General features: G+C 46.8%; 9 protein-coding genes. 4 read left to right on the top strand and 5 right to left on the bottom strand.

The annotated features are described in order from the left end of the window. Positions 1-8: 8 nt before the first annotated feature. From G7Y37_RS06315 to G7Y37_RS06300, 4 genes are all read left to right on the top strand, one after another. Positions 9-278 (top strand): hypothetical protein, encoded by a 270-nt coding sequence (locus tag G7Y37_RS06315; protein ID WP_165062634.1) that lies wholly within the window; start codon positions 9-11, stop codon positions 276-278. A gap of 292 nt (positions 279-570) precedes the next feature. Beyond that, positions 571-2,901: an anaerobic ribonucleoside triphosphate reductase gene (locus G7Y37_RS06310; protein WP_165062633.1), complete on the top strand. Its 2,331-nt coding sequence runs from the start codon at positions 571-573 to the stop codon at positions 2,899-2,901. 168 nt (positions 2,902-3,069) lie between these two features. Further along, positions 3,070-3,669 (top strand): anaerobic ribonucleoside-triphosphate reductase activating protein, encoded by a 600-nt coding sequence (gene nrdG, locus G7Y37_RS06305; RefSeq protein WP_165062632.1) that lies wholly within the window; start codon positions 3,070-3,072, stop codon positions 3,667-3,669. 5 nt (positions 3,670-3,674) lie between these two features. Then, complete coding sequence (locus G7Y37_RS06300; RefSeq protein WP_165062631.1) at positions 3,675-4,466, top strand: mechanosensitive ion channel family protein; 792 nt, start codon at positions 3,675-3,677, stop codon at positions 4,464-4,466. Here G7Y37_RS06300 and G7Y37_RS06295 read toward each other — a convergent pair. The 5 genes from G7Y37_RS06295 to G7Y37_RS06275 form a co-directional block, all read right to left on the bottom strand. Then, entirely contained in the window at positions 4,463-7,015 is a 2,553-nt protein-coding gene (locus G7Y37_RS06295; RefSeq protein ID WP_165062630.1) for a hypothetical protein, read from the bottom strand. The genes G7Y37_RS06300 and G7Y37_RS06295 overlap by 4 nt on opposite strands. A gap of 18 nt (positions 7,016-7,033) precedes the next feature. Next, complete coding sequence (locus G7Y37_RS06290) at positions 7,034-7,702, bottom strand: hypothetical protein (protein WP_165062629.1); 669 nt, start codon at positions 7,700-7,702, stop codon at positions 7,034-7,036. Positions 7,703-7,818: 116 nt separating this feature from the next. Continuing rightward, on the bottom strand, positions 7,819-8,418 hold the full coding sequence (locus G7Y37_RS06285; protein WP_165062628.1) for a hypothetical protein: 600 nt from the start codon (positions 8,416-8,418) through the stop codon (positions 7,819-7,821). A gap of 335 nt (positions 8,419-8,753) precedes the next feature. Further along, complete coding sequence (locus G7Y37_RS06280) at positions 8,754-9,335, bottom strand: hypothetical protein (protein WP_165062627.1); 582 nt, start codon at positions 9,333-9,335, stop codon at positions 8,754-8,756. Between the two features lie 39 nt (positions 9,336-9,374). Continuing rightward, positions 9,375-12,984, bottom strand: a 3,610-nt coding sequence (locus G7Y37_RS06275; protein ID WP_165062626.1) for an InlB B-repeat-containing protein, incomplete at its 5' end; no start/stop codon positions are given.

Below are 12,984 nucleotides of genomic sequence, written 5' to 3'. Positions count from 1 at the left end.
AGAAAACTGTGGCACAAGGCACCAACATAGACAGAAGCGAACACTACGGCGCTCTTCAAGCTGTTGTGGATAATCTGTATCGCGATATGACCGAAGACGACACCGTAACGCGCTTGCAAACAGTACTAGCAGCAGAGTCGTCCGATTTGCCCGACGACTTAATGCGCATCGTCAATTTATTGCCTCCGGGCGAATACACACGCGAACGCCTAACCACCCAATTAAATTCAGCCATAATCGGTCACGCTTGGGGACAAGTTTACGGCACAGTTTCATAAGCCAACAACTTCTCAAAGCAACCCCAATAAAACAACCCCAAGCTGCAATATCTTAAAAGCCACCAGTTTCCAATTTTGTAACCTACAGAAATTAAAAAACTTGTGAAAATCACTTGCGCCTTCGCGTCTAGCAATATACTATATATACCCGCTACATTAAATACAACCACAAGATGTTGTGGATAAGTTGGTATAAAGCCTGTGGAAAGAATGTTGATTAAACATATCATTTCGCAGGTGGAACCTTACAAACGAACAATGGCTGAATAAAAGCAAACGAAAGGAAGCAACCATGCCACAAGCCATTATCAAGCGTGATGGTCGTAAAACCGAATTTCATGAGGAAAAAATAGCTGCAGCTATTGAGAAGGCTTTTCAGGCATGCGCTGCCATGCAGGATCGCGAAACCGCCGATCAAATCGCACACAAAGTTGCGCAAAAAATTGATGACGGTGCTATCGAAGGCATCCCTACTGTAGAGGGCGTGCAAGATCTTGTAGAGGAAACCCTTATTGAAAGCGGCTTTGTACAAACAGCCAAATCATACATTTTGTATCGCGCCGAGCGCAGCCGTGTGCGCGATGTAAACAGTCGTCTAATCCAAACTCTAAAAGATATTACATTCAGCAAAGCTTCCGACTCTGACTTAAAGCGCGAAAACGCCAATATCAATGCCGACACAGCCATGGGCACCATGCTTAAATATGGCAGCGAATCCGCAAAACAATTCTACGAAATGTGCGTTATTGACCCGCGTTTTGCCAAAGCGCATCGCGAAGGCGACATCCACATTCACGATATGGATTTCTACACGCTTACTACTACTTGCTGCCAAATAGAGCTGAAAAAGTTGTTCAAGGGCGGCTTCTCCACCGGTCATGGCGTACTGCGCGAGCCGAACGACATTGCCAGCTACACAGCCCTAGCTTGTATCGCAATTCAGAGCAACCAAAACGACCAACACGGCGGTCAAAGCGTTTGCGATTTCGACTATGGTCTGGCAGATGGCGTGCGCAAAACGCATCGTCGTCTGTTCAAAAAGCATTTAGCCGAAGCACTAGATTTGCTATGCAATGTGGAAGACGAACGCACAATGGCTGAAGACATAATGGCAAAAGTAGAAGATGCCACCGGTCAGTGGGCAGCGCTAGACATGAGCGAAGAATTCCAAAACGCAATAGAAGATCAGCTGCGTCAGGCTGGAATCGCCGAAGATTCAATTGCAGCCATAATAGGCTACAGCAAAAAAAGCGCCGCAAAAGACACTGACCGCGCAACATTCCAAGCTATGGAAGCATTAGTACACAATCTGAACACCATGCACAGCCGCGCAGGAGCACAAACGCCTTTCAGCAGTGTTAACTATGGCATGGACACATCACCTGAAGGTCGCATGGTTATAAAAAATATGCTGCTAGCCACCGAAGAAGGCTTAGGCAGCGGTGAAACCCCCATCTTCCCAGTACAGATTTTCCGCGTCAAAGAAGGTGTGAACTATAATCCGGAAGATCCTAACTACGACCTGTTTAAGCTAGCTATTCATTGCTCGGCAAAGCGTCTATTCCCGAACTTCAGTTTCCTAGATGCACCGTTTAATGCCCAATACTACAAAGGCACACCCGAAACCGAAATTGCTTACATGGGATGCCGCACGCGCGTCATAGGCAACACATTCGACCCAGAACGCGAAGTAACACCCGGTCGTGGCAACTTATCATTCACTTCAATCAATCTGCCACGTTTGGCTATCCGCGCTAAAGGCGACTTAGACCTATTCTTCGATTTGCTTGACAGCAAACTGCAGCTAGTCACCAAGCAACTAGAAGAGCGCTTTGAAATTCAGGCTCGCAAAAAGGTTTATAACGCGCCGTTCCTTATGGGTCAGGGTGTCTGGATTGACTCTGAAAAGCTAGCGCACGACGAAGAGCAGCGCGAAGTGTTAAAGCACGGCACGCTAACAACTGGCTTTATTGGTTTAGCGGAATGCTTGGTTGCTCTAACAGGCAAGCATCATGGCGAATCAGAAGAATCACAGCGCTTGGGGCTTGAAATTATTGGTCACATGCGCAGCTACTGCGATAGCGTATCACGCGAACGCGGCATGAATTACACGCTTATCGCTACGCCTGCTGAAGGTCTTTCGGGTCGCTTCGTTCGCTTCGACCGTGAACGCTATGGCGTTATCCCCGGCGTAACCGACCACGATTATTACACCAACGGTTTCCATGTGCCGGTGTACTACGACATAACCGCATTCGACAAAATTGCTATTGAAGCACCGTATCATGCACTAACCAACGGCGGTCACATAAGCTATATCGAACTTGATGGCGACCCCACAGAAAATCTTGAGGCGTTTGAATCGGTTATCCGCTACATGAAGGAATGCGGAATGGGCTATGGCTCTATCAATCATCCGGTTGACCGCGACCCGGTATGTGGATACAACGGCATCATCGGCGATACATGTCCAAAATGCGGTCGCAGCGAAAACGACGGCAAGCAAGGTTTTGAGCGCATTCGCCGCATCACCGGTTATCTGGTAGGTACGCTAGACCGCTTTAACGACGCTAAACGCGCCGAGGAAAGCGAAAGAGTGAAGCATTCTATTCCATCTGCGTAACTCGTCAACAATAGAGTAAATTTAGTAGCCCGCGCACAGCAATGCCAGCGGGCTACTTTTATAATTACAGTTATGAATACGCAAACGCAAACATACAAAACAACGAACCAGCCAACCACGCAACCGACCGACACAAGACGCGACGCACAATCAGCTGAAAGAACAAATATGCCCAACACTTCCAACACCGACTCTACGCCTGCTCCGGAATATGCACCTACCAGCGTGCGGCTTTTCGGAGCTGACCCAAATTCTATAGTTGACGGACCCGGACTTCGCTACGCTGTATTTGTGCAGGGATGCACACACGCATGCCCCGGTTGTCATAACCCTGAAAGTTGGGATGCGCAGGGCGGCATCGAAACTTCACTTGATGCCATAATGCAAGACATTCACAATAACGGTCTTGTACACGATGTAACCCTAAGCGGCGGTGAACCATTTGAACAACCGCAAGCCTGTGCCGAACTTGCCAGCCGCATAAAAGCGGAAGGCTACGGCTTGTGGGTATTCACGGGATACCTTTATGAAGACCTGCTAAAACGCACCCAAGACGAAACCCCGGAAGCGGCAGCTATAGCAAAACTGCTAAATGCAGCAGACGTACTTATAGATGGTCCATTTGTGGAAAGCCTCAAATCGCTAGATTTGAAATGGCGAGGATCGTCGAACCAACGAATTATAGACATGCAAGCCACCCGTAATACAGGCAAAATAGTAGAGTGGAGCCAGCCTAGCTTCACACCACCAAAACCGGCAAGCTGGTAGGAAATATGGATAGCCTATATAACAATTTCGATAAATTCATCCACACCGACTGGATAACCACTGCCTTAGGCATCGTTGTTATATTGGCAATAACCGCGCTAGTATCGCGTATTTGCGTAATATTGTTGCGCCGAATTTTGAAGCGCGGTTCGCTGCTGCCACAAAGCTCCATCTTTGTAAACGTAATACGTGTTTGCATATGGCTGATAGGCATCAGCTTTATGTTGTCGGTCTGCTTCAACATAAATGTTAGCGCCATAATCACAGCGCTTGGTGTAGGCGGCATCGCAATTTCGCTGGGCTTTCAAGACACAATATCGAACCTGATCGGGGGCTTACAGGTAAGTCTGTCACGTATCGTAGAACCCGGCGACAACATACAGCTAGGCGCAAACGGAGTAAATGGCATAGTGCGCGACGTAACTTGGCGACACACAACAATAGACAATCCAGATGGCACCACAGTCATAATTCCCAATTCCATAATCAATACAACAGCGCTGCTGAAGCTAACCGATCCGGAAAACGTATCTATTCCCATTGTTGCCACTAACAACGAACAGCGCCTAACAACGGTTGCCCACCGCATAGAAGATGCAGCACAAAAAGCGCTTACCCGTGTAAGCAAGCTGCGCAAAGATCCATCGGTGGCTTTCACGGAAGTTACCGCAGACGGCTTCAAAGGCACACTTTCATTCACTCTTGCTGATGCGTCGAAAGTAAAACCTGCACGCGATTCAGTGATACGCGCCATCGCCCCTTACGTGCATGCACGCGCCGAAGAGGAAAACATCTAGCTAGCGGCTCGTTTGCGGCGACGCAAAAGAAATACAGCAGTACCGCCAGCAACTACAGCTACCGCAGCAAAACTAATTGCAATTGGCACATTCAAGTCGCCCGTCTTAGCAAGCGATTGCAACCGGTGAATTATCCTTTTTGTGGGCGATATTACGCCAGCCGGTGGACATGAACTAACCGTATCAAACGCTATAACAACGTCGTGATTTTCGGCAATGTTAAATACCGTATACGACCTGTCGCGCAAACCAAAATTCATGCTTTTGCCGTTATCGGTAATGGATACAACTCTGTAACCCAAATGCACCTGATAATTTATTGTGTAACTACCACCGGCTTGAACCGTCGCAGAAAGTGTGCCAGCAGTACCACTACCAGATATGAAGCCACCATTGCCCACAGCGCGCGCAGTTACAGTAAACGTGTCAGCCGGCACAGGCGGCTCGTTGGTTTTCTTAAACACGAAGCTAACGATAGTATCACGTTGAATATTTGGGACAGTAAGAATGCCTTGCTCTGAAATCCAAGTTGTTGCATCAGTTTCAGGCGTGCCTTCACCGTAAGACACAACAGCACTTTGAAGCGCATAATTGGCATACGGCTCAACAATAAATGTAGTCTGCTCGCCCTGAGATACACGAATAGAATCAACCCACTGGGCACCGCTTTGCCCAAAGCCCACACGCGCTTGACTGCTATCGTAATCGGCTGACACTTTGAAATAGAGCACGGGTTCAATCGTCGCAAATACAAAGTTAACTTTTATAGACATGTCGGTATTAAACGAAGGAATAGTGTAAGAACTTCCAGCTACAGCATATGTTTCACCATTTATTGTTATCGACTCAACTCTGCAACCATCAGCAGGTTCAAAGTAAAGCGTCATGGGATAGTTTACCTTCATGGTGTACGACCCATAAGTTCTGTTCGCTTCAAATCGCTTCGTTTCGCCAGCATTCACGCGCGTTTCATTTGTCTTGGCGCCAAAATACACACTGCCATGCGGCACATCAGTCAAAAACCGCCGAGCATCGCCCGCGGTTAGCTGCACGATAGGAACTTGACCCTGCACCGGCGGCACATAAGAGTCGGCTTTAGTAAAAGTAACACAGAAAATTACATCTGACATACTGCCGTCGTTGTTAAAATCGGCGGGAAAAGTGTAGATGTTGCCACTGTATGTGCCATATGGCGCCTGCGCATTTGCCTTAGATGCATGCGGAATTTCATACCTAACCTGACCGCCGCTTAGTCTGCTGTCGCCAACTAAAAGCGCCACACTATCAACCTTGTGCCCCGGATAAGAATCGAATGTAAACGTAGGACACGCACCATACGCGAATGTGCCTCCATTATTGTTAATTTGCCCGCCGCTGCTGAATTGCGGAGTAACACGGAAAGAATAGTCAGTTTCTTCTTGCGTCATGCGCTTTGCCAAACCAAACACACCAATATTGCCTGTAGTATTTGTGCCCGTCAGCTTAAACGTAATGCCCGTTGCCTCAACCGCAACATCGGTAATGCCGACACTTGCCGCCGCCGCAGCGTCCATCAAATCGACCGACCTCCACGCCTGCCCGCTATCGTCAAGCATAAACAGCTTGTAGTCGCCAAGAGCGTTCGTGTCAAAACCCTCTACAGCATCGGTATTCAATTTAACGAAAATGTCTTCCTTGTAGGCTTCGAAACCCTCGTTCACTCCACGTATAGCAACCTGCCACACCTTACTAAGCTTCATAGCGTTACCGCTAATGTCTTTGTCAGCTACAGCCACCTGCTCCAAAAACTCATACACTGACGACGTAGACGGCGACACAATGCTAGAAAGCGTAGACCCCTTATAAATTGCACCATTAACACCGGTATTTACATTAACTCCATCAATATTAGCCACCGGACCGCCCGCCACCATCCAAGTATAAGCAGCCCCATTCGCAGCCAAATCATCGTAGTAGGGTCCTACTCTATAGCCCGTTTCGCGTATAACTACAAAAGGCTTATCCGTGTTTTGCACCGCCACCTGACCCGACGCATTTTCCACCTCTAGCCAATACCAATAAGTTTTGTTAGCTTCCAGCCCATCGTTTTGCGGAAAATGCCTGCAAACAACCGCTCTAGTCTGGTTGTCTAATGCAATGCTGTCGTTTTCGTGTGCCGCCACAACTTGCGCTGCTGCATACGCCACCGCATAGTTTGGCGAATCAACTCCCGTATACACCGCCTCTGCCATTTTCCACGTAGCCGTAAGACTGTCCACAAAATTAGCAGCACCTTTTACATACATTTCAATGGCGTTTCCCGCTACAAATTCTCGCTCATACATAGAAGTTGTCGGGTCAACTACAGCAAACGTCTCTTGCCCAATAAAGTAAATGTCGCTTTGGAACTGACCGCTGGTGCCGTTGAAGTCTTTATCCTCGTACGTGGTAGAACCCGAACCTGCATCGGATTCAGCGAACGCCGCACCCGGCGATAACCCCACAACAAGAGCCGCCGATAAAAGACACGCTATCAGCTTATTTATATATGCGTGAATAGTGCTTCCCATAGCGCATCCCTTTTCCCTTTAATTTAGAACTGTTATCACCATCTTGGCTGCAACTTTTCCTATCTGATCTTCAGTTTCTGGGTCTAACGCATAAAACAACGCTGTACATTCATAAGTACCCGCCGGAAGCGCTACGTCTAATTCCGCTTCTTGAATGTGATAATTCGGATCTATTACGCCCGACTTATAAATAACTTCACCCGTATCGTCGCGCAAAATTTCCACCTGCATTAGATATCTATTTCCCGGCACATTTTCTATGCGAAGCGGTCCTTTAGATGTACCCGATTCAAATTCAACCCTGCTGGCAATGCTTATATTGAACATGCCCTCTTCAACCTTGCGGTCAAGCTCTGCCTGAATTTCCTCTTGCGACTTGCCTTCTAGCTGACCTATTAGCGCATTGCTATCGCGCGAACCAACCTGCTGGTCTTGCCACCAAAGATAAGTAAACACACAAGCCACAATAATGGCTAGCACTGCTATAACAATAGCGATATAGAAAGCGGCTCCGCGCTTGCGCTTGCCAGAATTATTAACCCCATCAGCAGCGGAACTGCTTGCAGAATCTGTTGTCGCATTACTCTTAGGCGCTGTACGTGGATTATATATACCGTCATTGTTATGCATTTGCGGTAAATCTTTAGTCTTCCCGTCGCAAGACGGTGGTTTTGGGTTATTGTTCATGGTATCTATCCTTTAAGGATGGGTGCGGGAGCCGCCGCCCACACGGTTTGGCGGCTCCCACGGGCAAATTGATAAACTGTCTACCAATTTTCTACATTGGTTCTTCGCTGCACGCTTTAATTAATAAGTTCAACGGTATATTCTAGAGATACAGCCTTAACAGATGTATCTATCGCGAAAGACCCGCTTGAGGCAGGATATGCCTGTCCAGCTAGGGTTATGCCTAAGCTATCGCCACCAGCAATGTCAAAGTGACCATCAGGAAGAATAAGTTCAATGTCAGGACTCATAAAACGAACTGGAGTAGCTAGAGTGTCGGTCTTCATAGTTAGATAAATCGTTGTATTTTCCGAGTCTTTTTCGAATGAAGTATCCAAAGGGGTTTCGCTAAGCACAGTTTTGGTCGCAAGAATCGCACAAACTTCCGAAACCTTTACTGGCGTTGTACCACGATTGGTAATTGTGTATGCAGCTGCACTAGGAGCTGTAATAGTGCCGCCAGCTTGCGGGGCAGAAAGGGTTAGATTCACAGGTACTGTAATGCTAATTTGTTGTTGACTATCGGCAACACCTTGCAGGAATACATCTGTCTTGGCGCCATAGAAAGGACTTTCTCCATCGTAGTCACCTGCTGCTGCGAACGCTGGCATGGCGCACCCAATCGCCAACGCAGCGGACAGGGCAAATGCACCCATCAGCTTTCTTGTCTTTTTCATGGTCTTTCCTCCTTTTTAGTTATGACCATTTCCTTTTCTATATCCAGAGGGCCCTTACCTCTTGATACCTTTTCTTCCTTGCTAGTCTCAAAATGTTTCACGTGAAACGCCTTGCTAGTTTGTTCGTTAAGGCGGGATGCCGGAATGCTCAGTCGCTCTACAGTCCTCGCTCGGCAGAAATGTCCACAGGACATTTCTGTTCGCTGCGGAACTCGCTTTGTGAGCACACCGACATCCCGCCTTAACTGCATTGTTTTCTCAACTAGCTGTCAAAGTTCTTGCTGCTTATGTTTCATAAAATGTTTCACGTGAAACATTTGGTTGATACGGTGAAGCTAGTTCAGTACGTTCAAAGTTATTTTTGCGGCGGCTTGACCTTGTTCCTCTAGTGTCTCGGGATCTATTGCATGAAATGTTGCTGTCGCTTGATAAGTTCCTGCATCTAGGTCACGAGTAAGAGCAATGTCTTTAATGTAGGAATCGGGTTTTAAGCCGCCGGATTCATAAATGGTTTCTCCAGTTTCATCTAGCTTTATATCTACCTGCATTACATATTGATTGCCGGGCACATTTTCTATATACGCAGTACCTGAAGATGAGCCGTCTTGAAATTCAATAACAGAAGCTATGCTTATGTTGAACATGCCCTCTTCTATTTTGCGGTCAAGTTCAGCCTGAATTTCTTCTTGTGTCTTGTATGGTGCCTGACCCACTATGGAATTTGAGTCGTAGAAATTATCTTTTGAGAAGAACAAAGCATATACAATGCCAGCAATTATGCCGACTACTATAAGAACCGCAATTACCACTATGGCAATGGTTTTACCTGTGTGACTCTTACTCTGAGTATCAGCGCCTTGCGCATTCCGCCCAACATGCGGCGCTGGCTGCTTGTTCTTCACTTTGTTATCTGACATTGTTTTCCTCTCCTCTTTCTCTCGTCCCTATGTGCCGCTTTATTCAGAAGCTGATACATACCAGCAAATCTGCGCTATCGAATCATTCAGTTGATAGATGGCAGATCCCTCATCTAATCCGTTTAATCCCGCTTGACCGTTACTTGGAGATTGGTTCCATTCATCACTAGGTCGCCAATCGGCACCATTCGTTTCTAGCGACATAAGAAGCGATTTCGCACCATTTGCCTCAAGCCGATCCACAAGCATCCGGTATGTTGGCGAACCGGGCTCGGCATATAACAGCGGCAGTTTGAACACTACGTTGGCATCTTTGAAATTAAACGTAACGTTGTCGCGATTATCCGCATTCGGGAATAACCACAAACCGGTTTCAGTCGCTAAAGCATACGCACTGAAATTAATCGGAACCACAGTGTCCGACTTCACTTCTATAGAAGCCGGAATAGACTTGCCGGTTTCCACATTGAACTTCAGTGGCATCTCAACTGGAATGCTGCACGACAAGCGCAATGCATACACCGCATATAGCTTTACAACCGCGCCATCTTCGGTTGTTAGCGCGTCAACTTCCGCACCAGCTTGATACGTTACGGCGGTAGCGTTCGGCGCATTAGCCCAGCCTAAGAGCAGATAGCCTTCCTTCCTGAAGCGCTCATCGGTTTCATCTGGCAATGTAACCTTGTTCCCGGTTTCAGTTTGCGTGGCTATAGGCGTATCGCCACCCGCATTGTCGTAGTATTCAAGTGTGTAGGAATATGACTTGGGGCACGTTGCTGTAAAGGTTATATCGCCCCAAACGTCCTGCCCAATTTTGGCTGAAAATGTGCCCCCGCCATTGGCTGTTATGATGACACCTGCATCCGAGCAAACACAAACTGCACGATTTACGTCATAGCCCGACCTTGCCGTAACCGTCAAAGCAATCGTCTCTTGATTGCCGTAAGTATAGTTGTCTTGCGAGGTTGAAATCACATTCACACCTTCACCACCATTTAGCAATATCCTATAAACTGCCTTATCCCAAACAGCTGTAAATGTGGTGTTGTTAAGCCGCCAACCTTTGAAACTAAACTTGTCGCGCGTGGGCACAGGCAACTCTATAGCCTCAGCTGGCATATTGCGTGTAAAACCAGAACCGGAAGCAGTCCAACCTTCCGGCGTGGCAGGCGAAAATGTACCGCCGTCAGGATTCATAGTAATGGTGGTTCCATAGGCGAAATTAGCTGATGAAGCTTCTTCTGTATCGGCATCTTGATATGACACGCTGTAATTACCAATTTGCCAATGTGCATAGTAGGTAGTGTCCGAAGTGGGCAATGCTGTGGTATTAAAAACTTGCGTGCCGCCCGATTCTCGCGTCCACCAGCCCTCAAACGAATAGCCTTCGAGAGTGGGTACAGTGGTGGGCAAAATTACTTTCGACGAAGACGAATACACTTGCGTAGTATCGCCCACTTGGCTACCACCGCACGAATCCCACGAAAGCGTAATAGTTTCGCCTATGAATTTTGCAGTGTAGGTTTTATCCTGCAGCAGGCTGGTTGGAGTACTGTGTACATGCAAAACATTACTGTTTTCACTATCAATATAGGCATTGTTATTTTCATTTGTAGTAGTAATTTTGGTGGCACCGTCATACCAGCCTTCAAGAGCATAGCCGGCATTAGAAGTTGCTATACATGATGTAGCGCCATTAACTACCCCAATAGTCTCTGAAGTTTTACTTAATGTACCCCAGCCTGCACTATCGTTAGCTATAGCAAAACGGATGGTTGCTGTGTTTTCTTCCCATACTGCATATAGCGTTACAGTTGCGCCATTTTCGGCGGTAAGGTTAACGAGTTTATCGCCGCCTACTATATAATCGGGAGAAGTGGCAGCACGGTCTTTCGCCCAGCCCATAAATGCATAACCCGTTTTTGTGGGTGTTGCAGTGGGCACCGAATATTCAACATCATAAGTGGCATTTATGTCAGAAGGTATGTTTCCGCCCGTATTGCCATTACCATCGAAGTGAATGGTGTAGGAAATAGCAGACCAACCACATGTCCATGTTTGAGCGCTTGTAAACATTGGCGCCGCACTTGATCTCAATTTGCCATCTGCTTTGATGTATGTAGTACCGCCACTTTGATAGCCTTGAGATATGTAGCCTTCTTTCTCTGCTGTAACTATTACAGTGTTTGTATTTATGATGGTTGGGTTTGCAGTTGTTGATGCCCTCCATTCAGGCACGCTCTTTACATACCCGTGGTTTTTCCAAGCATAAATAGGACTAGAAAATCCTTCTCCATAAGTTGCAATGCCACCACCTGCATCTAATGTAATTTCGTATGCCCACTGTGCATGGCAGAGTGCATTATAAGACGGCAGAGTTGTCTTTGTAGTTATTCGGGAAGTACTTGTGGTGGCGTTGGTATACCAACCAACAAATTTCGCACCGGGTTTTGTAGGCGCTGGTGGAAACGTTTCTGCTGCTATCGTTGAATTGGGGGCGTATTTCTGGGTTCTTTTAGTAACGACACCATCTACATAAAAACTAAACGTAATATCGTTTGCTTCATAATGTGCATACCAAGTTGTAGGACCATTGCTTACAACAGTATTGCTTGGAAGTACACCGGGTGCAGCTATTAGTGTGCCATCAACTGGCGCATCATACCAACCCACAAAAGAGTAACCCGCTTTAGGTACAGCCTGAGGGAAAGTTTCTGCAGTTAATTCACCTGATCCGTCGGCGTTTGTATACCAGCCTGTCTCATACCACTCATAAATTGTAGAGGGAGTAACAGAACTGCCACCATTTGCAGTGTTAGCATCTAGGTTTACTTCGTAAATAGCAGACCAACCACACGTCCATGTTTGAGCGCTTGTAAACGTTGGCGCCACACTTGAACTCAATTTGCCATCTGCTTTGATATATGTAGTACCACCACTTTGATAGCCTTGAGATATGTAGCCTTCCTTCTCTGCTGTCACTATTACAGTGTTTGTATTTGTGATGGTTGGGTTTGTAGTTGTTGATGCACTCCATTCAGGCACGCTCTTTAAGTACCCGTGGTTTTTCCAAGCATAAATAGGACTAGAAAATCCTTCTCCATAAGTTGCGATGCCATCACCTGCATCTAATGTAACTTCATATGCCCACTGTGCATAGCAGGTTATATTAGAAGACGGCATTGTTGTATTTGTAGATATTCGGGTAGTGCTTGTGGTGGCGTTGGTATACCAACCAACAAATTTCGCACCGGGTTTTGTAGGCGCTGGCGGGAATGTTTCTGCTGCTATCGTTGAATTGGGGGCGTATTTCTGAATCTTTGTGGTAACTACACCATCTACATTAAAATGAAGCGTAATATCGTTTGCCTCATATTGTGCATACCAAGTTGTAGGACCATTGCTTACAACAGTATTGCTTGGAAGTTCACCGGATGCAGCTATTAGTGTGCCATCAACTGGCGCATCATACCAACCCACAAAAGAGTAACCCGCTTTAGGTACAGCCTTGGGGAAAGTTTCTGCAGTTAATTCACCTGATCCGTCGGCGTTTGTATACCAGCCTGTCTCATACCACTCATAAATTGTAGAGGGAGTAACAGAACTGCCACCATTTGCAGTGTTAGCATCTAGGTTTACTTCGTAAATA

This window comes from Adlercreutzia sp. ZJ154 (assembly GCF_011039055.1).
GTDB lineage: Bacteria > Actinomycetota > Coriobacteriia > Coriobacteriales > Eggerthellaceae > Adlercreutzia_A.
The sequence above is the reverse complement of the archived record's forward strand: the minus strand, read 5'-3'. Positions and strand labels throughout refer to the sequence as shown.